Annotated in this window: 14 protein-coding genes; 7 read left to right on the forward strand and 7 right to left on the reverse strand. The window is 67.0% G+C overall.

What is annotated here, in order from left to right:
- Nucleotides 1-4: 4 nt before the first annotated feature.
- The 3 genes from ACWKSV_RS05770 to ACWKSV_RS05780 are packed head-to-tail and all read left to right on the forward strand — an operon-like array spanning nucleotide 5 to nucleotide 4,349.
- Entirely contained in the window at nucleotides 5-1,138 is a 1,134-nt protein-coding gene (locus ACWKSV_RS05770) for an endo-1,4-beta-xylanase (RefSeq protein ID WP_483666910.1), read from the forward strand.
- Entirely contained in the window at nucleotides 1,135-2,802 is a 1,668-nt protein-coding gene (locus ACWKSV_RS05775; RefSeq protein WP_076716494.1) for a glycoside hydrolase family 43 protein, read from the forward strand. Before ACWKSV_RS05770 ends, ACWKSV_RS05775 begins: the two co-directional genes overlap by 4 nt.
- Nucleotides 2,799-4,349 (forward strand): glycoside hydrolase family 43 protein, encoded by a 1,551-nt coding sequence (locus ACWKSV_RS05780; protein WP_483666911.1) that lies wholly within the window; start codon nucleotides 2,799-2,801, stop codon nucleotides 4,347-4,349. Before ACWKSV_RS05775 ends, ACWKSV_RS05780 begins: the two co-directional genes overlap by 4 nt.
- Before the next feature lie 103 nt (nucleotides 4,350-4,452).
- On the opposite strand, the gene ACWKSV_RS05785 is transcribed toward ACWKSV_RS05780, so the two are convergent.
- Both ACWKSV_RS05785 and ACWKSV_RS05790 read right to left on the reverse strand, forming a co-directional pair.
- A complete protein-coding gene (locus ACWKSV_RS05785; protein ID WP_076716498.1) occupies nucleotides 4,453-6,000 on the reverse strand; it encodes a tryptophan halogenase family protein in 1,548 nt (515 codons plus the stop codon).
- 68 nt (nucleotides 6,001-6,068) lie between these two features.
- The gene (locus ACWKSV_RS05790) at nucleotides 6,069-9,080 is read right to left on the reverse strand and encodes a TonB-dependent receptor (protein WP_191864495.1); all 3,012 of its coding nucleotides are present in this window, start codon (nucleotides 9,078-9,080) and stop codon (nucleotides 6,069-6,071) included.
- Nucleotides 9,081-9,300: 220 nt separating this feature from the next.
- Here ACWKSV_RS05790 and ACWKSV_RS05795 point away from each other — a divergent pair, with 220 nt between their 5' ends.
- Nucleotides 9,301-10,008, forward strand: coding sequence for a SapC family protein (locus ACWKSV_RS05795; protein ID WP_237243370.1), 708 nt, complete (start codon nucleotides 9,301-9,303; stop codon nucleotides 10,006-10,008).
- The gene (locus tag ACWKSV_RS05800) at nucleotides 10,005-11,009 is read left to right on the forward strand and encodes a cupin-like domain-containing protein (RefSeq protein ID WP_076716501.1); all 1,005 of its coding nucleotides are present in this window, start codon (nucleotides 10,005-10,007) and stop codon (nucleotides 11,007-11,009) included. Before ACWKSV_RS05795 ends, ACWKSV_RS05800 begins: the two co-directional genes overlap by 4 nt.
- On the opposite strand, the gene ACWKSV_RS05805 is transcribed toward ACWKSV_RS05800, so the two are convergent.
- A complete protein-coding gene (locus ACWKSV_RS05805) occupies nucleotides 11,006-13,465 on the reverse strand; it encodes a glycosyl hydrolase 115 family protein (RefSeq protein ID WP_076716502.1) in 2,460 nt (819 codons plus the stop codon). The genes ACWKSV_RS05800 and ACWKSV_RS05805 overlap by 4 nt on opposite strands.
- 116 nt (nucleotides 13,466-13,581) lie before the next feature.
- Here ACWKSV_RS05805 and ACWKSV_RS05810 point away from each other — a divergent pair, with 116 nt between their 5' ends.
- Nucleotides 13,582-14,820: an SGNH/GDSL hydrolase family protein gene (locus ACWKSV_RS05810; protein ID WP_237243371.1), complete on the forward strand. Its 1,239-nt coding sequence runs from the start codon at nucleotides 13,582-13,584 to the stop codon at nucleotides 14,818-14,820.
- Here ACWKSV_RS05810 and ACWKSV_RS05815 read toward each other — a convergent pair whose 3' ends face one another.
- The 4 genes from ACWKSV_RS05815 to ACWKSV_RS05830 all read right to left on the reverse strand — a co-directional run bounded on the left by ACWKSV_RS05815 (nucleotide 14,821) and on the right by ACWKSV_RS05830 (nucleotide 21,936).
- A complete protein-coding gene (locus ACWKSV_RS05815; RefSeq protein WP_335695347.1) occupies nucleotides 14,821-17,217 on the reverse strand; it encodes a TonB-dependent receptor in 2,397 nt (798 codons plus the stop codon). It lies immediately after the preceding gene.
- Nucleotides 17,214-18,155 (reverse strand): FecR family protein, encoded by a 942-nt coding sequence (locus tag ACWKSV_RS05820; RefSeq protein ID WP_076716504.1) that lies wholly within the window; start codon nucleotides 18,153-18,155, stop codon nucleotides 17,214-17,216. Before ACWKSV_RS05820 ends, ACWKSV_RS05815 begins: the two co-directional genes overlap by 4 nt.
- Nucleotides 18,152-18,646, reverse strand: a complete 495-nt coding sequence (locus ACWKSV_RS05825) for an RNA polymerase sigma factor (RefSeq protein WP_191864531.1) — start codon at nucleotides 18,644-18,646, stop codon at nucleotides 18,152-18,154. The genes ACWKSV_RS05820 and ACWKSV_RS05825 overlap by 4 nt, the downstream gene beginning before the upstream one ends.
- A gap of 140 nt (nucleotides 18,647-18,786) precedes the next feature.
- Nucleotides 18,787-21,936, reverse strand: coding sequence for an autotransporter outer membrane beta-barrel domain-containing protein (locus tag ACWKSV_RS05830; protein WP_076716505.1), 3,150 nt, complete (start codon nucleotides 21,934-21,936; stop codon nucleotides 18,787-18,789).
- A 276-nt stretch (nucleotides 21,937-22,212) separates the two neighbouring features.
- Here ACWKSV_RS05830 and mgtE point away from each other — a divergent pair, with 276 nt between their 5' ends.
- The gene (mgtE, locus tag ACWKSV_RS05835; protein WP_076716507.1) at nucleotides 22,213-23,571 is read left to right on the forward strand and encodes a magnesium transporter; all 1,359 of its coding nucleotides are present in this window, start codon (nucleotides 22,213-22,215) and stop codon (nucleotides 23,569-23,571) included.
- The last annotated feature ends 4 nt before the right edge of the window (nucleotides 23,572-23,575 follow it).

The raw sequence follows: 23,575 nt of genomic DNA on the forward strand, positions 1-23,575 counted from the left end.
GGTAATGAAACCCAATTGGCAGGGGCCATCGCTGACGCGTCGTCAGCAACTGGCCGGGATTGCAGGCGGCCTCGCTATGGGAGCGCTACCTAGCTCACTATGGGCGCAAACTGCCCCGTCGTTGCGCGATCTGGCTGCGCAGAAAGGCATCCTGTTCGGCACCGCGATCAATGCGGGCCGGGGTTCGCCGATCAACGATCCGGGTTACGGCGCGATCGTCGCGCGCGAGTGCGGCGTGCTGGTCCCGGAAAACGAGATGAAGGTCTATGTGCTGGGCAGCGATCCTGCGCATCTGAACTTCGCCCCCGCCGACCGGATCGCCGGGTTCGCCCGTGACAACCGCATGAAGCTGCGCGGGCATACGCTGCTCTGGAATTATAAGAAGTACATCTCGCCCGCGCAGGCCGAGACGGTGACGAAGACCGGTGCGGAGAAATGGCTGCGCAGCTATATCGCGGCGGTCGCGGGGCATTTCGGCGACCAGATCTATAGCTGGGACGTGGTCAACGAAACGATCGACCCCAAGACCGGCGAAGTCCGGGGCACGGTGTTCGACAAGGCGCTGGGCTTCGACGTATTCAAGATCGCCTATGAGGCCGCGCGGGAACACGCCCCGCATGCCCAGCGCGTCTATAACGACTATATGTCCTGGGAAGTCGGCAACGAAACACACCGCGCGGGCGTGCTCCGCCTGCTGGAGCGGTTCCGCAAGGAAAATGTCCCCGTCGACGCGCTCGGCATTCAGAGCCATCTCGGCAATGACGGCAGCCATTCGAAGGTCCAGCGCGCCGAGTGGAAGCGCTTCCTCGATAGCGTCACGGCCATGGGTTATCGCCTGCTCATCACCGAGTTCGACATCAACGACCGCGAGATGCCCAAGGACATCGCCCAGCGCGATGCGCAGGTCGCCTCGGTCGCCAAAAGCTATCTCGACATGATGCTGTCCTATCCGCAGCTGGACCAGCTGCTGTGCTGGGGCCTGTGGGACAAGCATAGCTGGCTCAACGGCTTCGCCCCGCGCGCCGATGGCCTGCCACAACGTCCCCTGCCCTATGACGATGCGCTGAAACCCAAGCCGCTTCGCGCCGCCATCGCCGCTGCGCTGAGCGCCGCCCCCGTCCGAAAGTCCATCGCATGATCCGCCGTCCCCTCGCCGCCCTCGCCCTGTCGCTCGTCATGACGGGCGCGGCGTCCGCCCAGAGCGCGACGTTCGACCGTTTCACCTATCAGGGCCGCTCGATCGAGCAGGTGAAGCCAAAGGCGGGCGAATATCTGAACCCCATCGTCTCCGGCTATTATCCCGACCCGTCGGTGACGCGGGTGGGCAAGGATTATTATCTCGTCAACTCGTCCTTCGCGCACTTCCCCGGCCTGCCGATCTTCCACTCGACCGATCTCGTCCACTGGACCCAGATCGGCAATGCGATCGACCGGCCTGGCCAGTTGGACTTCACCGGGCGTTCGGTGTCGGAGGCGGTGTTCGCGCCCGACATCAGCTATCACGACGGCACCTTCTATATCGTCAACACCTGCGTTCAGTGCCGGGGCAATTTCGTCATCACCGCGAAGAAGCCGGAGGGGCCATGGTCCGACCCGATCTGGCTGCCTTTCGAGGGGATCGATCCGTCCATCACCTGGGAGGGCGACCGCGCCTATATCGTCAACAACCGTGCCCCCGATGAGACGCCGCGCTATGACGGCCACCGCGCCATCTGGATTCAGGAATATGACTGGCGCGCGGGCAAGATGGTCGGTGAGAGCACGCAGCTGGTCAATGGCGGCGTCGACCTGTCGAAGAAGCCGGTCTGGATCGAGGGGCCGCATATCTTCAAGAAGGACGGCTGGTATTATCTGACCGCCGCCGAAGGGGGCACCAGCGTCAACCATTCGCAGGTCGTGTTGCGCTCGAAGGAGCTTCGCGGCCCTTATGTTCCGTTCGCGAACAACCCGATCCTGACCCAGCGCGATCTCGATCCGAAACGCCCGCACCCGATCAGCGCGGCGGGCCATGCCGAGCTGGTCCAGACGCAGAATGGCGACTGGTGGGCGACCTTCCTGGCGACGCGGCCCTATGCCGATGATTTCTACAATATCGGCCGCGAGACCTTCCTGCTGCCCGTAACCTGGAAGGACGGCTGGCCGATCATCCTGGACAAGGGCAAGACGGTACCCTGGACCCACAAGGTTCCGAACCTGCCCGCATCGCTTGCCCCCAAGCTGCCGACCAGTGGCAATTTCGGCTATACCGACGAGTTCGACGGCAATCGGCTGGCGATGCAGTGGATCGGGGTGCGGACGCCGAGGACGCCATTCTATTCGGTCGCGAAGGGTGCGCTCACGATGAAGGGCGGTGATGCGCTGGGCGATCGACAGGGTGTACCGGGCTTTGTCGGACGGCGGCAGCAACATGCGATCGCGGATGTCTCGACCACGCTGCGCTTCACCCCGACCAGGGACGGCGCCCGCGCCGGGCTGGTCGCGATGCAGAACGACTATGCCTATCTGTTCTTCGGCCTGACCCGCATCGACGGCCAGTCCCGCATCGCGCTCTACAAGCGGGAGGGCAAGAATACGCGCGACGAGACGGCGGCCGAGACGCTGATCGCCTCGGCCCCCTTCGCGCCCAAGGGGCCGGTGACGCTGACCCTTCATGCCAAGGGCGGGACGATGGGTTTCGACTATGAGAGCGGCGGCAAGCGCGCGACGCTGAAAAGCGACCTCGATACCCGCTTCCTCAGCACCGAGCGGGCGGGCGGGTTCGTCGGGACCGTGATCGGCCCTTATGTGTACAACCCGCGATGAGGTGGCTTCCGCTCGCGCTGCTCGCAACCCTGCCTGGCTTGGCGGGCGCGCAGGCCTGGCAGTCGGATCGTGGCGACGGTACCTATGCCAATCCGCCGCTCTATGCCGATTATCCCGATCCCGACATCATCCGGGTCGGGCAGGACTTCTACTTCATCACCACGACCTTCGCGAACGTGCCCGGCCTGACCATCATGACCTCGCGCGATCTGGTGAACTGGCGCTTCGTCGGCCATGTCATCGACCGGCTGGAGGGGCTGCCGCAATATGATCTGAAGGACGGCGGCGCATATCGGAAGGGCATTTTCGCGCCCAGCCTGCGCTACCGCGACGGCGTTTTCTATATCGCAGTGACGCCGGTGGGCGAGAAGACGCGCATCTATCGCTCGAAGGATATTCACGGTCCGTGGGAAATGAACCGGATCAGCGAGGCCGCCTTCGATCCGGGCCTGTTCTTCGACACCGATGGCAGCGCATATATCATGACCTCGGTCGGGTCGGACGGCACCAACACGCTGCTCAGCCTGGACCGCGACTTGCGCACCGTCACCGACAAGCGCGTCGTCTATTACAACAAAGGCGCGGAGGGCTCGAAGCTCGTCAAGCGCGGTGACTATTATTACATGTTCAACGCCATCCCCCGGCGGCTGGGTATGACCGTCTCGCGCGCAAAAAGCCTGTTCGGCCCGTGGGAGACGCGCGACCAGATCGACGACAAGACCGGCGGACATCAGGGTGCGATCGTCGATCTGCCCGACGGCACCGACTATGGCTTCGTCATGGTCGATGCGGGCGCGGTTGGGCGGATGACCAATATCAGCCCCATGTTCTGGAAGGACGGCTGGCCGGTCTGGGGCACGCCGCAAGCCCCCGGCCGTGTTCCCGCCACCGCGACCAAGCCGATCCAGGGTCAGCCGGTCAGCATCCTTCCCGCCTCGGATAATTTTTCGGGGCGCAGGCTGGGGCTGCAATGGCAGTGGAACCACAATCCCGTCGCCAGCGGCTGGTCGCTGACCGAGCGGCCGGGCTGGATGCGGCTACGCGCGGGGCAAGCTCCCGCCTTATGGAGCGCCCGCAACACGCTGCTGCAAAAGGGGCAAGGGCCGTTCAGCCGGGGCACGGTGGTGATCGACACTTCGCATATCCGCAGCGGCGATCAGTGCGGCTTCGGCACCTTCGGCAAATATAGCGGCCATATCGCAGTCGGCCGGGGCAGCGACGGACGGCTGACCCTGACCATGCGGGTGATCGAGGACGTCGCGGCCGACAAGGGCACGACGCAGAAGATCGATATGCGGGTCGATGCCAGACGCGTGTCGGCGAAGCGGCTGTTCCTGCGCACGGACATGGACTTCAAGACCGACCGGGCGAGTGTGGCCTATAGTGTGGATGGACGGGACTGGCAGGCGCTGGGCGGGGAATTTCCGCTCGCCTTCGATTGGCGGACGGGCACGTTCCAAGGGCAGCAATATGCGCTGTTCTGCTACAATCCGGGCGTGAAGGGCGGGTGGATGGACGTGGAGAGCTTCACGCTGTCGGGAAGGTAGTCCCGTGGCGTTCGACTTCGCTCAGGCTGAACGGAGCGCGGGGAAGGCCACACGTCCCATCACCCGTTCAGCCTGAGCGAAGTCGAACGCCACGCCCCATCCCTCAGATCGTCGGCAACCCCTGCTCCACGATCTTCCGGATCAGGTCGCGGTGCTTCGGCAACCCCGCCAGCAACCGCCCGGTCTGCACGTCATTCTCCCGCCGCGCCCGCTGGGCCACAATCGTCTCGGCGATTAGGCTGCCCGGTGCGATGTCGGTGCTCTGACCCATGCCGTACAGGACATATTGGTAGCTGGCCGAAGGGAAGACCTCCTCCACCCGGTCGAACTCGTCATGCATCCACGGCGCCTGATAGCGCCAGAGTTCCATCAACTCCTGCAATCGATCCGGCATCGTCTCAGGCCGACAATTGTCGCGCCAGAAGTCGCTGTCGGTCCGCTGGGTCAGCGAATAATGCAGCTTCAGGAAATCGACGATCCGGCCCCAGCGGTAGAGCGTCGTGTCGTTGAACCGCTTGGCGACGGTGTCCATCACTTCGCGACAGGCGGGCATCTGCTCGGCGATCAGCTTGGCGGACAGTTCGATCAGCACGATGGCCGACGCCTCCAGCGGTTCCAGGAACCCCGCCGCCAGCCCGACGCCGACGCAGTTGCGCTCCCAGAAGCGGGTGCGATGGCCCGCCCGGATCTTCAGCTCGCGAACAGGCAGGTCACGCCCCGCCTCGCCCAGATAGGCCCGCAGCTCGCGCTCGGCACCGTCACGATCGATATGGCTGCTGGAAAAGACATGCCCCACCCCGCGCCGCGTCGGCAGGCCGATGTCCCAGATCCAGCCCGAGGACTGCGCCGTCGAAATGGTGTGCGAGGCGATAGGCGCCTCGGGATCGTCATAGGGCACCTGGATGGCCAGCGCAGTGTCGCAGAACAGCACGTCGTTCAGCGGCTTGAACGGCACCCCCATCGCCTCACCGAGCAACAGCGAGCGAAAGCCCGTGCAGTCGACGAACAGGTCGCCCGTCACTTCGCCCGCCTGCGCCATCCGCACCGCGCGAATGTCACCGCTCTCGGTCAGCAATACCTCTTCGACATCGGCCAGCACATGCCGAACGCCCAGTTGCTCGCAGCAATGGCGGCGCAGGAAGTCGGCGAATTTCCCAGCGTCGAGGTGATAGGCGTAATTGGCGATCGCCTCATATTCTGGCGTCGCAATCGTCTTGGGCGCCAGCCCCGCATCACAGATGCGCCCCTGCGGCGTCACCGCATCGCAGAAGCTGACCTGCTCGCCGTCCGCTGTCAGCCAGTGCGGCGCCAGATTCACCTGCGCGAAACTCTGCGGCAGCATCAGCGGATGGTAATAGCCGTCATCGTCCGCGCCCGTGGTCCAGCGATTGAACCGCGCACCCTGTTTGAACGAAGCATCGCATTCGCGGAAGAACGCCGTCTCTGACACACCCATCTTGCGCAATGTGGTGCGCAGCGTCGGCCACGTCCCCTCGCCCACCCCGATGATCGGCACATTGGGGGACTCGACCAAGGTGACGGTGAAGCCATGCGGCCGCCGCCCCTGATGCCGGGCGGCGATGACACCGGCGGTCAGCCAACCGGCTGTACCGCCGCCGACGATCACGATATTCTGAACGGGCTGAACCATGGGTCAGTAGGTCCGAGAAGCGGCGGGGATGTCAAGCCGAAGCCCGCCATCCCCGCCACCGGCCATCATCAGAAGCGATAGCGCGCGCCGAGCGTGAAGCGGCGGCCATAATCGAACACGTCGAGCAGCTGGTTCTTGAACCGGCCATGCGTGCTCTGCTTGTTCTTGTTGATGTTGAGCGCTTCACCGAAGATCGAAAAGTTCTTCGTGACGTCGTAGCTGCTGGTCAGGTCGACCTGGAAGCTCTGGTTCACGAAGGTCGGCTCGGCACCGTACGACCCGGTATTCTGGTTCTGGCCAAAGCCCGACAGATATTCGTCACGCCAGTTCAGCGCGGTCCGGAACTGGAAGCCGTTCTTGTCATAGAAGCCGACGAAATTCGCCGAGTTCGCCAGGCCGGTCACCGCGAAGCCGCTCTGCCCGACGATCTTCGGGTCATAGGGCTTGTTGGTGTTGACGAAGGTGCCGTTGGCCTGGAAACCGAAGCCGCTGTCGCCGAACACCTGCTGCCACGCGATTTCGACACCGCGGACCGTTGCGTCGGGACCGTTGACCTGCGCCGTGATGGCGAAGACCGCAGGGTTGCCCGTCGTCGGATCGATCACGCCGCCCACCGTCTGGTTGGTTACGCCGCCAACGATGAAATTGCTGACGTTCTTCAGGAAGAGATCAACCGCGATGTACGAGTTGCGCTGGTAATACCATTCCGCCGCCACGTCGAAATTGCTGGCGAGGTAGGGCTTCAGGTTCGGGTTGCCACCGCTGCCCGACAGGGCACCGACACGCTGGCCGTTGCCGATGCCGACGACGGGGTTCAGCAGGCTGAGGCCCGGACGGGTCAGCGTGCGCGACGCGTCGAAGCGAAGCTGCAGGGTGTCGGTCACTTCCAGTCGCAGATCGACCGAAGGCAGAACATAGGTGTAGCTGCTGCGGTTCGAAATCGGCTGGACGTCGGTAAAGGCGATCGACAGCAGGGTCGGATCGGCGGCACTGCGCGTGATGACCGTGGGCGCACGACCCTGGCCGATCGACCGGAGGCGGGTGTTCTCGGTCCGCACGCCAAAGGCGGCGTGCAGCGGCATGCTGCCAATCTGACCTTCCATCTTGCCGCTGAAGAACAGCGACAGTGTCTTTTCGTTGACAGACAGGATGCTGCCCGGATCGACCGCTTCCGTGAACTGGCCGGTGAAGCCGTTCACGCCACCATTATAGTTGAAGCCAGGGACGTTCTGCGCCTGCGGGTTGCCCAAGCTGGTCAGATAGTTCTGATAGGCCTGTGGGCTATAAACCAGGACCGACGGTGGTAGCGTGCCGCCAAAGCCCGGGATGAAGTTGTTGAGGCTGATCGATCCCTGATACAGGCTCGACGGCAGCGGCGAGACGCCCGAGCCCTGGCCCGACGGCGCACCATAACCGGCATAAGCCTGCCAGAAATTGTTGGTGAAGGTACTGCGGTTCAGCAGGTTGAAGGTGTCGTCGGTGTACTGGCCACCCGCCTTGAGGGTGATGTTGTCCTCTTTCCAGGTCACGACGCCGCGGAATTGCTTCAGTTCGTCGGTGTTCTTCTGGGTTTGCAGAACGGTGACGTGCGACCCGATCACCGCCGGATCGGCCCAACGGCCACCGTTACCGGCGGGACCGAAGTTGCTGATCGACGGGAACGCCTTGTTGCTGTCGGCGGTGATGTTGAAGCCCAGATTGGTGCCCAGCGCGCCGCCATAGCCGATGTCGCCGTTGCTGCTGCCGATGGTGTTGCCGGGGTTCAGCCAGCTCTTGGCATAGGCGCCGTCCGCCTCGACGGTCAGCTTCTCGGTGACGTCCCACTTGACGTTCAGACCGGTCTGGTTGGTCTGAAGGATCTGCTTGTTCATCGCTGCGGTGAAGTCGGTCGGAGAACCGGCCTGGGTAAAGCTGACCGCCGTGCCGTTGGCGTCCTGCTTGACGTTGCGCAGCGCATCCTGACTGAACCACACGCCGAAGCCGTAAACGTCCGTCGAGATGGTCTGACGGGAAAAGTTGTTGTCCAGCGTGACCATCAGGTCGTTGCTGGGGTGCCATTGCAGGGCGACGCGACCGTCGACGCGCTCGTCCTGGGTCCGCTGCTGTTCGGCGCCATATTGCTGCGGGAACCAGCCGGTCAGGGTGCGGCGTTGGCTGGGGTCAGCGTTGGGGTCGAAGGTAGGTCTGCAGACGGTGGCGGTGCTGCCTTGCAGCTGGCAAGGCGCGAAGTTGCCGCCCGGCCAGCCCGACACGAAGACGCGGTTGGTATCGGTATCACGGCGGGTATAAATGAAGCTCGACAGGATACCGAGCGTGTCATCAGCGAACGTGTCGCTGACCAGCGCGCCGAGCGTCGGCACGACATGGCCCGCGCGGTCCTGTAGCGACCCGGAAGCGCTGACGGCGGCGCGGAAGCCGGGGTGGTCGAACGGCTTGGGGAACTGGATGTCGACGGTCGCGCCGATCGAGCTGGACGCCAGCGACACGTCCGGCGTCTTCAGGACGCTGATGCCGCCGATAAAGTCCGAGCCGACGGTGCTGAAGTCGATCTGGCGACCGCCGGTCGCGGTCGAGATGCGGCGGCCGTCATACAGCGTCGTGTTGAAGTCGCCGCCAAAGCCGCGAACGGTGATGCCGGTCGGCTCGCCACGGGCGCCGGACCGCTGGATCGAGACGCCCGGCAGACGCTGGAGCGAGGCCGCGACGTTCGAATCGGGGAATTTACCAATATCTTCGGCCGAGATCGCGTCGACGACGCCGGTCGCGGTACGCTTGATGTCGAGATTGCGCTGCAAGGAGCTGCGCAGGCCGGTCACGATGATGTCGGCGGTGGTCGCCTCGCCGGCGGGAGACGGACTGTTATCGGCTTCGCTGGGAGCGGTGGACTGGTCCTGCGGGGTACCGGCCTGCTGGGCGGTGGTGGTGTTGGCCTGGACCGGCACGTCCGGGCGGACCGCGCCGCTGGTCTGGGCAAAGGCCGTCCCCGGCGACACCATGGCGAGGGCCATGAGCGGCGAGACGCCCGCCATCAAGGTCCGGCGCGAAACGAATGCAGCCACAAAAGCAGTGCGAGCCACCATCTTCCCCTCTCCTACGTTTATCATATTCATGCGCGATCGGCGTTCTTGCACCGTACCACCCATTCGATGACTCGATGTTAGCGTTATAATAGATGCATCACAAGCCATTTGTCAGAGCGGATGGGACCGGCTATCCCGTGGCTTGACGGCAGGCGCATGGGACGGACACAGTCCCGGCCTGACCGCCCCGCTTCGCACGTAACGCGACGGGACCGAGGGGATGAAGGGACCGACCGGCATGGCCGAAATGGAATTGCTCGACAGCGCGCGTCATGCGGCCCTGCGCGTCTCCGCCGCCCCCGATGCGGGGCGACATTTCGTCCAGCTTGTGGCCGACGAATTTTTGCCCGCCGCGCTCCATTATCCGATCCTGATGGCCCGCCATCCCGAAACCGGCGATCTCTATCCCGGTGCGCTGATGGGACTGGTGCCGGACGAAAATCTCTGTCTCGCTCCGAATGGCACGCTGGCGGATTATCGCCCCGCCGATCTGGAGCGTCAGGGCTTCTACGTCTCGGGCGAGAATATCGCGATCGACGTGCATCATCCCGCACTGACCCAGATGGACGGCGCGGCCGTGTTCGACACGGACGGCGGCCCGGCTCCCGCGCTTCGCCGGGTACAGGCGGCGCTGCGGCGGCTGCATGTCGGCCTGCCGGAGACCGAACAGTTCCTGCGCCGGCTGGAGGAGAACAGGCTGGTCGAGCCGATCGACCTGAGCTTCGAATTCGACAATGGTGAAAGCATGCGTCTCGACTCGCTCTACACCATCAGCCTGGATGCAGTGCACGCGCTTCCCGACGACGTCGCACTGGCGCTGTTTCGCTCGGGCGACCTGCAGCTCATCTATGCGATCACCGGATCGGTCCGGCATATCCCGACACTGGCGCGGCGGCGCAATGAGCGGCTGAGCGGCCTCACCCAATGACCCAGACGGCGGCCGAGATCGACCGCGCGGCGCTGGACGGGCATGACGCCTTTCGGCGGCTGGTGGTCGAGCCCTGCCGCCCGGTCGTCATTCGCGGTGCGGCGTCGGACTGGCCGCTCGCAGAGGCCGCGAAGGTCGATGGGGATGCCCTCACCGCCTATCTTGCGCGCTTCGATGCGGGTCGACAGATCGAGGCGTTCGTCGGCGATGCGGCGATCAGAGGACGCTACGATTACAACGACGATATGTCGGGCTTCAACTTCCGGCGACAGGCGATGCCGCTGGACGAGGCGGTGCGGCGTATCGCGGCTGGAAGCGACAGCGAGACGCTTTATGTCGGGTCCCTGCCGATAGCCAACGCCCTGCCCGGTCTGGCTGAAGACAATCGCCTGCCTTTCGCGCCGCCGGGCGTGTCGCCGCTGATTTGGATCGGCCATGCGTCGACCGTCGCATGTCATTACGACATGATGGACAATATCGCCTGCGTGGTGGCCGGTCGGCGTACCTTCACCCTGTATCCCCCCGACGCGATCGGTGACCTGTATGTCGGGCCGATCGATCACACGATGGCAGGCCAGCCGGTCGCCCTCGCCGCCGGAGCCGAACCCGGCGACCCGCGCTATCCCCGGTTCGAACAGGCGCGCGACCGGGCGATCATCGTCGAGCTGGGGCCGGGCGACGCGCTCTACATGCCCAAGCTCTGGTGGCACCGGGTCGAGGCGACGGGCGCTCTCAACATCTTGGTCAATTACTGGTGGGACGCCTTTCCGGTCGGCCCCGATCAGCCTTTCCCGACCATGCTCCTGGCGATGAGCGCAATCGCGGGCCGCCCGCCCGCCGAACGGGCCGCGTGGCGGGCCTGGTTCGACCATTATGTCTTCCGCCCCGACGGCCATCCGCTCGCCCATCTGCCCGAGGGCCGTCACGGGGTTCTGAGCGACGGTCCGGACCATGCCAAGATGGTCCGGGCGCACGCGATGCGGATGCTGCGCGGGGGTTAGCGCGGGCTGAGCGTCACCCCCTGAACCACCACTTCGGGATCGACCAGCCAGAGGGTGACGCGGTGCTTCCCCGCCGACAAAGCGGGCAGCACGATCGCGGCGACACGCCGGTTCTCGATCACGGAACGCCCCCACGTCTCTTCGGTCTCGCCCGCCATCAGGTTGAGCATGACGGGCGTACCGTCATCGACCGACACCGCAATCCGGTGCTTGCCCCCGCCCCGCACGTCGAGGCCCGGCGCCGCGACCACGCCCAGCGCCACCGGCCCGGCTTTGGTCCAGTTCACGTCATAGACCAGATGCGGGCTGTCGCCGCCCGGCCGTTCGATCACGGGCGCGGTGGTCGGCGTCGCGACCATCGCCGCGCCCTCGGCGGTGAAGCCCGCAACGCGCTGCCATCGGATACCCCGCCCGGCGACCGCGCGACCGGCGTCCGCAGCGACCCGGACCAACGGTTTCGGCGTGACCGGCGGCAGCGGCAACGGCTTTTCGACCGTCGCCAGCGCGGGCATCACATCGGCATCGGGCTGTTGCCAGCCGGTATAGCCGATATGGGTCTGGGCCATCATGCTGGTCCATTTGCCGCCCGCCGTATCCACCTCGTAGCGGCGGCGGATCGCCGCATCCTCCGTGAAATAGCCACGCGCGGCATCGGCGAAGCGCTTGGCCTTGGCTGCATCCCCCGCCTGCGCCGCCGCGCGATTGGCGGCAACTGCTTCATACAGCCGGTGCAGGTTGGTCATCGCCTCGACCCGGTGGAGGACCAGCTCGTAATAGGCATCGCGCAAATCGGCGGGCAGCGTCGCCCCGACCCGGCGCGCCTGCGCATCCAAGGCGTTCCACTCGCCCAGCACCCGCGCCCATTCGCCATCGGCATAGCCATAGGTCGTCGCATCGATCAGCTCGGGCTTGCGACGGCTGGCCAGCTGGCCATAGCGGGTCAGGAGCGCACCGATTTCCGTCCCGTGCGCGGCGCCGAACTGCGCCGTCGCCCATTTCGCCGGATAAGCCTGCATCGCGGCCAAATCCATGCGCTTTGGGTTCCACGCCATGTCGAGGAAGAAGCCGATGGGATATTCCATCGGCTTCAGATCGCCGACATTGACGATCCACAGGCGATCCGCGCCATAATCCTCCGCCATCCGCATCTGTTGCCAGACGCGCGGGATGGCGTTGGTGTCGAGCCACTTGTAGTTGCGCGGCCCGCCGACATAATCGAAGTGGTAATAGACGCCCGCCCCGCCCGCGCGGCGCTGCCCGATCGGGGGCAGGCGCCGGATATTGCCCCAATTGTCGTCGGCGAAGAGCAGGGTCACGTCGTCGGGGACGCGCATTCCCTTGTCGTAATAATCCTGCACCTCCTTGTAGAGCGCCCAGACCTGCGGCGTCTCGGCCGCCGGGCGCTTCGTCACGTCGGCGATGATCTGGCGCTGGTCGCGGACGATCCGCTCTAACAGATCGGTGGCCGTGCCCTCGGTCATCGGCTCGTCCCCGTCGCCGCGCATGCCGATGGTCACGGGATCCTCGGCCTTGCCGCGCCGCTCGATGCCTTTCCGCCAGAAGGACCGGAGCACGGGAGCGTTCTTTGTGTAATCCCACGGCCCGGTGCCCTCACGCTTCCAGTCGGCCTGTGCCCGCTGCATCGGTTCGTGATGCGACGTACCGAGCAGCACCCCCATCTCCTGCGCCAGCGGAGCGGAGGCGGGATCGTCCTCCCATAGCGACTTGCCCCACATGGCGGGCCAGATGAAATTGGCCTTGGACCGCAGCAGCAGGTTGAACACCTTCTCATAGGCCAGGTGATTGACCCCGCCGAACTTGGTCCGCGCCCAGTTGCCGAAGCCTGGTTCCTCGTCGTTGATGAAGATGCCGCGATATTTGACGGCCGGACGATCTGCGACGCGCCCCGCCGTCAGATAGAGGGTCGGGTGGCGTTGCGCGGGCACATCGGCCCACCAGGTCCAGGGGCTGACGCCCGCCTTCGCGCTGATGTCGTACAGGCCGAAGATCGTGCCGCGCCGATCCGACCCGGCGATGACGAGCGCACGCGCGACACCGGGCGCGGGATTGTCGACCACCTGCTCGACATAGCCCTCCCACTGGCCCGCCAGACCCGAGACATCCAGCTTGCCTGCCTTCACCAGCGCATCGATCACCGCGCTATGGCCCAGCGTCCCCGCGATCACCGTCGCCCCGCCCGAGACGTCGCGGGCAAGCCTGGCCTCGCCGCCGCCGACCGCTTTCAGATCGGCGACCAGATCGCTGGCGGCGCGCGCCACGCCGGGCTCGTCACCCGCATCGACGACGACCGTCGCCACGCGCCCCGGCACCAGCAGCGACAGCGCCCCCGGCGTCGCTCGCTCGCACGCCGCGACCGCGCCAGCGCAATCGCGCGCGGCCCAGGCGACACCGGGGATCAGCGCCGTCAGCGCGGCGGACAGGAACAAATGACGCATCGTCTCTCTCCTCGCCCCGTCCTTGATAAGCGGGGCGTTCTTCATTGGATTTCCCGCCCGTTATCGCTACCATCCAGCAAAGCCGCAAGCGCGGATCGTTGAGAGAGAGGATGGGCATGACGCCGTTCAGCCAGTTTTACCGGGCCGCAGGGCTGTTCGCGATCGCCACGGCGATGACCGCCGCCGCGCCGATGCCGGGCGCGCGCTGGATCCCGGCCTGGGGTTCGTCGCAGATGCGGATCGACGGCGCGAATGCCGACAAGCTCGCCAAGACCGGCCCTGCCACCATCCGCCAGATCGTCCATCTGACCGCGAGCGGCAAGACTCTCCGCCTGCGTCTGTCCAACATCGCCGGCGCGACCCCGCTAAAGATCGGAGCGGCCAGCATCGGGCTGGCGACGCCGGGCCGCTCGGACGTGTCCGCGATCCTTCCGATCCGCTTCGACGGTGCCACAGACGTGATCGTGCCGCCGGGGGCCGAACTCTATTCCGACCCCGTCACGCTGCCGGTCGAGGCGGGGCGGGACGTGGCGGTCAGCCTCTATTTTCCAGAAGCCGTGACCACCCCGACCGGCCATTCGGGCGCGCGCTCCAAGACCTTCCTGACGGCGGGCGACGCCACGGCGCGGAACGCGCTGCCCGATGCGCAGGTCATCGGCGGATGGTGGGCCTTGTCGGATATCGAGGTGCGCGACGCCGTCCAGAAGCAGACGGTCGTGACGATCGGCGACTCGATCACCGATGGCTATGGCATCACCGACGACAGCAACACCCGCTGGCCCGACGATCTGGCACGCCGGCTGGCCGCCTCGCCTGCCACGCGGAGCTTTTCCGTCGTCAATGCCGGGATCGGCGGCAACCGGGTGCTGCTCGACGGGCTTGGCCCCAATCTCATGGCCCGCTTCGACCGCGACGTGATCGCGCGACCGGGCGTGACCCATGCGATCCTGCTGGAGGGCGTCAACGATCTGGGCGTTCTGACCCGCGAGCAACCGGTCGACGCCGCCACGCATCAAGCGATGGTGAAGCGGATTACCCAAGCCTATCGCCAGCTGGCGGAGCGCGCACATGCCCATGGCATCAAGCTGATCGTCGGCACGATCACGCCGTTCCAGGGCAATGACTATTATCATCCCGGCCCGGAAACCGAGGCCGACCGGCAGGCGATCAACCGCTTCATCCGAACGGCGGGCATTTTCGACGGCGTGGTCGATTTCGACCGGGTGGTGCGCGATCCCGCCAAGCCCGACCGGCTGCTCCCCGCCTATGACACCGGCGATCACCTGCACCCCAGCATGGCGGGCTATCGCGCCATGGCGGACGCCATCCCGCTGTCGCTGTTCACCCGCCGCTGATCAGAAGGCGGCGTCGAGCCCGATCCGAAGCGTGCGCGGCCGCAGCGGCGTCACCTGATCCCGCCCCGTCGTAAAGGGCGTGCCCAGGGCGAAGCGATTGCCGCGCACATCGGCCAGGTTGGCGATACCGGCGGTCAACCCGTAGCGGCCCAGCCCCAGTCGCGCGGTCACGCCGCTGTCCAGATAGCTGCCCTGCCGCTCGCCCAGGATCGGCCCGACGCCCAGCCGCGACGATCCGACATAACGCAACCAGCCGTCGACCCGCAGGTCCCGCCCGCCCGGCAAGGTGCGGCGATAGACCGCCCCCGCCCGGCCGGTGAAGCGCGCGATATTGGGAATCTGGCTCAACCGCGCCAGGATCATCGCCCGGTCGGCGGCCTGCCCGTCCATCAATGCAAAGGCCTGCGCGCTCGACGGCTCGTCGATGCGGCTGTCATTATAGGAGATCGCGCCCTCCACCCTCAGCCCCGGGGCGATACGAAAGCCCGCCAGCGCCTCTAGGGTCCAGAGCTGGCCGTCGCCGATATTGGCGGTGCTGGGCAGGCCGGTGGCGTCGATGAAGTCGGCCTGAATGTCGCGCCAAGCCGTGTGCGCCAGTGTCAGCGATCCGTCGAAGCGGTCCCGCCCCGGCTGTCCGCTGCGCAGGCCCGCCTCGATGGTCGCGACCCGGTCGTTGCGGAACCGGCGGACCAGCGGCCCCTCGATCGTCAACCCGCCGGGACGAAACCCCTGCTGATAGCGCAGGAACAGCTGCGCGCCGGGCGTCAGGTCGATCAGCGCCGAAGCGGAGGGTAGCAGGATCGTCTGCGCCCGCCGCGCGGTTACTTCACGCAGCCTGGCCAGCGCCTGAAACGACAAGGCAAGCGGCAAATCCTCGCCCGCTCCGTCCAGCACGGACCGGGTGACGCGCAGGCCGCCGGTGGTGAGCAGGCCGGGTAACAGCCTCAGGCTCGCCTCGCCATAGAGCGTCGCCTCTTCCACCGTGTTGACGACGCCGGTGCGCGGCAGCAACTCACCCGGCTCGCCGAACAGCCGCGTCAGCCGGGTGCGGTTGTGAACATAGCTGAACCCCGCCAGCCAGCCCGATCCGTCCGGCGCGGAATGCCAGGCGCGGGTCTCGTTGGCCTGCATCCGGGTGGCATTGGCCTGGGCGAACAGCTGGACGGGACCACCCGGCGGGGTCGCGTCATACCGCTCCATCAGGTCGTGCGCCGTGACGCCGCTGCTGGAGCGGAAGCGCACCTGCCCGATCCGGCCGGACAGGATCAGCTGCGCCTGCCCGAAATCGGCGGAGAAACCCTCGGTGACGGGTGCCGAGCGGGTCAGCGGCGGGCCTTCACGATCGGCATATTGGCTGTCGGCGCCACGAATGCGCTGGCCGATGCCGACCGCCTCGATGCTCCAGCCGCCGCCCAGATCGGCCTTCACCGCCGCGCGACCGCCCGCGATGCGGGTGCGGTTGACGTCGGTACGGCCGAGCAGCGGCTTGTCGATATAGCCGCCCTCGCTCGCGCTGTCCGCGACCAGTCGGATCGCCAGCCGGTCGGCGATGACGGGCACGTTCAGCACCGCCTGCGCATCCACCCCCGGCGCGCCGTTGGTGGTGGCCGAACCGCCCAGCATCGCCGAACCCCCGAACTGCGTCGGGTCGGGCGCATTGGGCACCAGCCGGATCAGGCCGCCCAGCGATCCCGCGCCATACAGGGTGCCTTGCGGCCCCTCCAGCACCTCGACCGCCGCGAGATCGGCCAGTCGCAGATCGGGATCGGGCGCATTGTAGCTGAGGCGCAGGTCGCCGAAATACTGGCCGACGGTCGCCTGGGTCGGGCCGGTGAAGCTCGAATCCGCTATGCCCCGGATGAACAGCTTGTTGCGCCCGGCACCCAGATAGGTGGAGGCGATAGCCGTCATCCGGTCGGCCAGCTTCGACGTTCCGCCCGCCCCGCCCAGCTCCAGATCGGCCCCCGCCACTTGCACCACCTGCCCCGCAAAGTGGTCGCGGGTCGTGTCGCGCTTGCTGGCGGTGACGACGACATCCTCGCCCTGTACGTCCGATGGCGGCAGTGGACGCGGCTTCGGCCTCGGCGCGGGCGAGCGAAGGCGCGGGGTCAGTCGCCAGCTTCCGGGTCCCAACGCCTCGACTCGCGCGCCGCTGCCGCGCGCGATGGCGGCCAGCGCCTGTTCGATCGACAAGGCCCCGCGCAAGGGAGGTACCGGGCGGCGCCATAGCCCGGCATCGGGGACCACGATATTGGCGCGCGCCACGCGACCCAGCGCCATCACCTGCGCCCCCACGGTTCCGGCGGGCAGGTCGAGCGAAACGCGATCGGCGGCGGTCGCGGGCATCGCCGCCACCACCGCCACCAGACATCCGATCCCGCCCCCGATGGATCTCACTCGCGCGGTTCCAGCATCCAGCCGGTCGCGGCCCGCCGCACCCTCACATCCATCAGCGGCCCCAGCACCGCCGGATCGCGCCGGACCGCTTCCAGGTCGATCGTCCCCCGGAAGGGCCGCGCGGCGATGGCGGGCGCGACTGTCACCGGCCGGGCCAGGAAGCGCGACACATCCTCCGCGACCACACCCAGCGGCGCACCATCAAAGGCCAGCCTGCCCTCGCGCCAGCCGCCGACCTCTTCGGGCTCCACGGCCGATCGGATCAGTCGGTCGCCATCGACCGTCACCGCCTGCCCGGCGTCGAGACGGAGCGCGGCCCCCTTCGGGTCGACCATCACCGCCCCCTCGGCCACGGCGACACGGGTTTGCCCGCCCATTCGTACGTCGAACACCGTGCCCAGATCGACCAGGGCCAGTGTCCCAGCCTGAACCGCAAAGGGGTGCTGCGCATCATGCCGCACCTGGAACAGCGCCTCGCCACGAGCCAGCACCGCCCGGCGCGGTTCGGCATGGTCCAGCTCGACCCGGCTCAGCCCCGCCAGGGTGACGCTACTGCCATCCGACAGCGGGATGCGGCGGGTCTCCCCGGCGGCCGTCTCGACCGCATAGGGTTGGGGCCGATCCTGCCAGGCGGTCACGCCGATTGTACCGATCAGCGCCGCCGCCATGGCCCCGCCGATCCAGCGCAGCGGATGCCGCCGCACCGGCTCCGGCGCGATCGCGACGGGCGCCGGGACCTCGGGTTGCACCGACAGCGCCTCCTCGGCATCCATCAGGATCGCGGCCGCCCGGTCGTACCGTTCGGCATGGCCGGGATCGGCCTCAAGCCACTCGGTAAAGGCGTCCCAGTCGGCGCTCACCGGATCGGCCATGCGCAGCGCCCAGTCGAGCGCGACCGTATCGATGCCGTGCGCGGGGGAAATACGGTCCTGGCTCATTCGGTCCGTTCCTTCAGCGCGGCCAGCGCATGGGCCGCCATGCGGAGATCGCTCTCGACGGTGCTGATACTGACGCCCAGCTCGGCCGCGACCTGACGCTGGGGGATACCGTCGACCCGAACGCGGCGAAAGACGGCGGCGGGACGCTCCCCCAGGCCTGCCAGCGTGGCGGCGACCTGTTCGGCGGTCTGGCGCGCCGCCACTGCGCGTTCGGCACCGGGAGGCGGCTCCGGACCTTCTCCTTCCACCCAATCCTGCTCGCGCAATTCTTCCTGTCGCCGCGCCCGATAACGATCGATCATCAGCATGTCGGCGGCGCGGTAGAGATAGGCCAGCGGATTGGCGATCGGTCCGTCCATCCGGACCGCTACCTTCAGCCACAGGTCCTGCACCAGATCCTCCGCCGCATCGCCCGCCCCGCGCGCCGCCAGGAAACGGACGAGCTTGTCGCGATTGGCAAGGAAAACGGCCTCAAGCCCGGTGGGCGGCATGGTGGAAACCAGCAAAATCCATTGGGAGTGCCGTCGTTTAGACGAAGCGGGCTCCCGTGAAAAGGAGCCCCACCGGGACGCAAGGTGGGGCTCCCGTCGTCCGCGCGCGCTACAGGGGGGATGCACGCGGACGAACCCTGTCAAAAGGCGAATTGCAAGGCGGCTCGCGCCGACAACGCGACATTGCCCAGCCGCTGTTCTGCATTGACCTCGCCGCTCAGGCGGATTTCGCTGGTGCCGGTGATCGCGCGCACCCGCCCGACCCAGCCGCCGTTGCGGGCCTCGGGATCGAGGATGAAGGGCGTGCCGTCGCCGAAGCTGGCGACCGTACGGCCCAAGGTCCCGGCGATCCGCTCGCGCCGACCGCCTTCGACCTCCAGCCGGCTCCATTGCGAGTAGCGGTCATTACCGCCGAAGTTGATGCCCGCCGCAACACTGGCGGTCAGCGCCAGTTCGTCGCTGGTCCGCTTGCGCACCGTCAGGTCATAGCCGGTACCACCGCCCGTCTCGCGATAGGCATCCTCGTTCAACCGATAATAGTCGACCGCCAGGATGGGACGTACGTTGAACTGGCCGACCCAATGCTCCCACGAGACCGAGCCCGAGCCGGAATAGAGCATGCCCTTCCAGTCGCCGGTTGCACGGCGTTGCACCGCCTCGGTGCCGATCACGCCGTTAAACTGGCGCTGCGAGTCGAAGGACAGGAAGGCCGCCGAGCCGCGTGCCTGCGCCGCCAGCGCACCCCAGCGGGCGCGCCAGAAACCGGCCAGCTCATATTGGGTGTGGTTGACGCGGTTGACCGCCGTTCCCTCATTGTCGCGACCGCTCATGTAGGAGAGCGAGGCGCCGAAATTGCCCGCATCGGTCTTGTGCTCGATACCGCCGCTGATGCCCCAGCCGCGCACGTCATAGCTGCGGGTCGAGCGGGTGCCCTTCGACGCGTCCCAGCCGAGCGGGGTCAGCCAATAGCCCCATTTGCCTTCCTCGCTGAACTCGCCCGCCGGTTCGCGAAGCTGTGCCGCCGCCGCGCGCGAGGCCAAAGTCACGCCCTCGAACACGCTGCCGGTATAGTTGGGCAGCATCTGTTCGACCGCGCCCCGGAAGGCCGCGCCGTCATAGATGCCCCGGATCGCGTCGGACAGCTTGGCATCGCGGCCGATCGCGGCGTCGATCGCGTCGAAGGCGCTGACGCCTGCGTTGCTGAGGCCCAATTCGGTCTTGGCCTTGCGGCTGACTTCGACCGCGATCTCGTTGGGCTGGGCCGCGACGATCGCACCCTTGTAGAGGAAGGGCATGGCCGAGGGGGCGAGCGTCAGATTGTTCGCGCCGGTCAGCGTGCCGGAGCGCAACACGACATAGCGGCCGGTCACGTCCGTCCCGCCCGACACGCGCAAGGCAAGCTGGCTTTTCGCCCCGATCGTCGTCGCGCCGCCGACCTGGATCAGGTTGGCGGTCGGGTTCGCCTTGTCGAGCGCGACGCTGAGGATCGACTGGTCGCCCAGGCTGAGCGAGGCGATGTTGGTCACGCCGTTCGCCGCAAAGGTCCCGCCGCCGTTCGCGACCGTCACCGCGACGTGCGACGCGTTGGCAAGCCGTCCGGCAAAGACGCCCTTGCCGGTGATCGCCAGCAGGTCCTGCCCCTGCCCCGCAAAATCCGCCACACCGTTGAAGCGCGCGGTGTCGCCGATGGTCAGCGTGTCCGCCCCGGTGCCAAAGGTCGCGGTGCCTGCATAGGTGCCGATGCCGCTCATCTCCAGCCGGTTGGTGCCGGATCCGAAGCTGACATCCCCGCTGACCGATCCAGCGCCGATCTGAAGCCGGTCATCACCGCTGCCGAAGCGGATCGCACCGGTGATGCTAGGCGCGGCGGCTCCGGTGGCGGGCGCGATCTGGCGCACGACCGCGCCGCTGGTGTTCGCCGACAGATCGATCGCCACGCTGCGCGAACTGTCCGCACCTGCGCCCGCGATGGTACCCGCATTCTCGACCAGGGTCAGGCCGCCGGTGCGGTCGAGGATCGCGGTCGCATTGGCCGACGTGGACGCCGCCCGGATCGACCCGGTATTGCGGATCGTCGGCAGCGAAGCCCCCGCCTCGATCAGGACGGCGGTGGTCAGCACGCCCGGCGCACCGCCGCCAGTTGCCGAGATGGTACCGCCATTGCGTAACTCGGGCGTCGAGGCTCCCGCGCCGAAGCGGATCGCGGTCGCTTCCGCGCCATTGGCGGTCGCCTGCACCGTGCCGCCGATAGCGACGCCTTGCGCGATCTGGACGTTGCCGCCCAGCCCGCCGATCGCCAGTGCCGTCGAGCGCACGCCGCTATAGACTCCGGCCGAGGTGATGCGGCCATTGACGACCAACCCTGGCGCGGGCGTCGCGCCGCCGGTCGCGCCGATCACGACCGCGCGGGTCGCCGATCCGATCTGCATCGTCGGCGCGGCACCGTTGGTGACGAGGTCCGCCGCCTTGCCGGTCGCATTGCCCAGCGTGATGCCGCCCGCGACATTGCCGCCCACGACCAGCGCCGACCCGCCCTGGAGCAGATCGTCGGGGTCGAGCTTCGACACATCGGCCGGCGGCGTGGTGTAGCGATAGCCGGTCGAGCCGATCCCGCCCTCGATATTCAACGCGCCGCTGATATCGCCGTCGATCCGCGCGCCGACCGCAGCTTCGCCGATCGCGACGATCGTGCCGCCGATCGTGACATTGCCCGACACGGCCCCCGTGCGTACGCCGACCGAGCGGTCGCCCAGCACATTGACCTTGCCCGACTGGACCAGATTGCCGGTCAGCGGCCCGTTCAGGTAAATCCCCGCCGAGTCGTTGCCCTCCACGGTGATCTCACCGCCATTGGTGATATTGCCGGTGAAGGCTCCCGCCGTACGGATGCCGGTCCGCCGCGCCCCTTGCGCAAAGGGGCCGTCCAGGTCGCCGTCCTTGTCGATATCGACCGGCGTATAGGTCTCGTCGATGACGATCTTGCCGGTGTTCGTGATATCGCCCTTCACACCCGCCGCCGCGCCGATGCCGACCGCGTCATTGGCGTCGGTCGTCTGGATCGTCCCCGCGTTGCTCAGCTTGTTGTTGCTGTCGAGCGTGACGGCCGTGCCGCTGCCGGTCGTCACCACACTGCCCGCCGCGACGATGCTGATATCGGCGGCGGCCCCGTTATTGACGGTGGCGGTACGGACCGGTGTCGTCCGCTTGGTATCGATCACGGTCTGGGCCGAGGCGGCCGTCCCCGCCGCCAGCGCAAGCGTGGCGGTCGAGGCGAAGAGCAGGCGATGCACGAATAAGGTCCCCTTTATGTGCCTTTGCCCCTCCAGACGGAGCCGCCCGGCTGAATCCTTGGCGCCCGGATTAAAATTTCGTCAGGTTCGCCGCAGGTGTTGACGATCGCGACCTTGAGGATCAGAGGGCGGCTCAGGCGTGGGAGCCCCCGCGTCGTTCCAGAAAGCGAGAACATGTCCAGCGACAGTTCCAGTAGCGCCGCACGCCTCGGGGTCGTCCGCTAGTTTCGCAACTGGCTTTCGTCCGCCCCGGGTCGTGCGGACGAAAGGTTTGAAATGGTCAACGATCTGATTGCCGGTGTTGCCGCCGGTTTCCGTTCCTCCCGGCGCGGCCTGTCCATCGCCGATCTCGTCGATACGCTGCAGTCGCTTTCCGTCGAGGAAGCGGCCGACGCCCTGACGCAAATGCCCGACGCACGTGCCGTCGCCGTGCTCGACAGCCCCGAACTGCGCTCGGCCGCCGATATCCTCGCGCACCTGACCGCGCCGCGCGCCGCCGCCCTGCTGTCGCAAATGGCCGAGGACCGCGCCGCCGACGTGCTGACCGACATGGACGAGGGCGACGCCCTTGCGATCCGTGCCGAGCTGCCCGCCCCCGTCGTCGCGTCGATCGATACGCTGCTGCGCTGGCCGCCCGACAGCGCGGGTGGCATGATGACGACCGAATATGTCGCCTCTTCCGCCGACGCGACCGTCGCCGAGGTGCTGGCGCATATCCGCACCGTCGAGCGGAGCCGCGAAACCGTCTATTCCGTCTTCCTGTTGGAGCCGCAGGGGCGCCTGGTCGCCACCGTCTCGCTGCGCCAGTTGATCGCCGCCGAGCCGACATCGCGCGCGATCGACCTGGCGCGCGGGCATGACCCGATCACCGTCGCGCCACGCACCGACCGCGAGGAGGTGGCGCATCTGATCCGCCGCCACGACCTGCTGGCACTGCCCGTGGTCGACGAACAGGGCCGCCCGATGGGGATCGTCACGGTCGACGACGTGCTCGACGCGCTGGTCGCCGCGCATACCGAGGACACGCAGAAGTTCGGCGGCGTCGAGGCGCTGGACGGCCCCTATCTGGAAACCGGCTTCCTCGCGATGATCCGCAAGCGCGCCGGGTGGCTCAGCATCCTGTTCTTCTCGGAAATGCTGACCGCCAGCGCGATGCAGCATTTCGAGTCCGAGCTGGAGCGTGCGGTCGTGCTGACCCTGTTCATCCCGCTGATCATGAGCTCGGGCGGCAATAGCGGCAGCCAGGCCACCTCGCTGATCATCCGAGCGCTGGCGCTGGGCCAGGTCCGCCTGCGCGACTGGTGGCGGGTGGCGCTGCGCGAGCTTCCGGCGGGTATGACGCTGGGGGCGATCCTGGGGCTGCTGGGCATGGCGCGGATCGCGCTTTGGCAGACGCTCGGCTTCTACGATTACGGCCCGCACTGGGTGCTGGTGGCGACTACGGTCGGCACCGGGCTGGTCGGCATCGTGACCTTCGGCTCACTGGCGGGGTCGATGCTGCCCTTCCTGCTGCAACGCCTCGGCTTCGATCCGGCCAGCGCCTCGGCGCCGTTCGTCGCGACTTTGGTCGATGTGACCGGGCTGGTGATCTATTTCAGCATCGCGCTCGCCATCCTGTCGGGAACGCTGCTCTAATCCC

The organism is Sphingomonas sp. SphC10 (genome assembly GCF_057004845.1).

What these genes read in the sequence shown, in the direction of transcription:
- ACWKSV_RS05770 (WP_483666910.1), top strand. Translation starts at nt 5, where the DNA reads ATGAAACCCAATTGGCAGGGGCCATCGCTGACGCGTCGTCAGCAACTG.
- ACWKSV_RS05775 (WP_076716494.1), top strand. Translation starts at nt 1,135, where the DNA reads ATGATCCGCCGTCCCCTCGCCGCCCTCGCCCTGTCGCTCGTCATGACG.
- ACWKSV_RS05780 (WP_483666911.1), top strand. Translation starts at nt 2,799, where the DNA reads ATGAGGTGGCTTCCGCTCGCGCTGCTCGCAACCCTGCCTGGCTTGGCG.
- ACWKSV_RS05785 (WP_076716498.1), bottom strand. Translation starts at nt 6,000, where the DNA reads ATGGTTCAGCCCGTTCAGAATATCGTGATCGTCGGCGGCGGTACAGCC.
- ACWKSV_RS05790 (WP_191864495.1), bottom strand. Translation starts at nt 9,080, where the DNA reads ATGGTGGCTCGCACTGCTTTTGTGGCTGCATTCGTTTCGCGCCGGACC.
- ACWKSV_RS05795 (WP_237243370.1), top strand. Translation starts at nt 9,301, where the DNA reads ATGAAGGGACCGACCGGCATGGCCGAAATGGAATTGCTCGACAGCGCG.
- ACWKSV_RS05800 (WP_076716501.1), top strand. Translation starts at nt 10,005, where the DNA reads ATGACCCAGACGGCGGCCGAGATCGACCGCGCGGCGCTGGACGGGCAT.
- ACWKSV_RS05805 (WP_076716502.1), bottom strand. Translation starts at nt 13,465, where the DNA reads ATGCGTCATTTGTTCCTGTCCGCCGCGCTGACGGCGCTGATCCCCGGT.
- ACWKSV_RS05810 (WP_237243371.1), top strand. Translation starts at nt 13,582, where the DNA reads ATGACGCCGTTCAGCCAGTTTTACCGGGCCGCAGGGCTGTTCGCGATC.
- ACWKSV_RS05820 (WP_076716504.1), bottom strand. Translation starts at nt 18,155, where the DNA reads ATGAGCCAGGACCGTATTTCCCCCGCGCACGGCATCGATACGGTCGCG.
- ACWKSV_RS05825 (WP_191864531.1), bottom strand. Translation starts at nt 18,646, where the DNA reads ATGCCGCCCACCGGGCTTGAGGCCGTTTTCCTTGCCAATCGCGACAAG.
- mgtE (WP_076716507.1), top strand. Translation starts at nt 22,213, where the DNA reads ATGGTCAACGATCTGATTGCCGGTGTTGCCGCCGGTTTCCGTTCCTCC.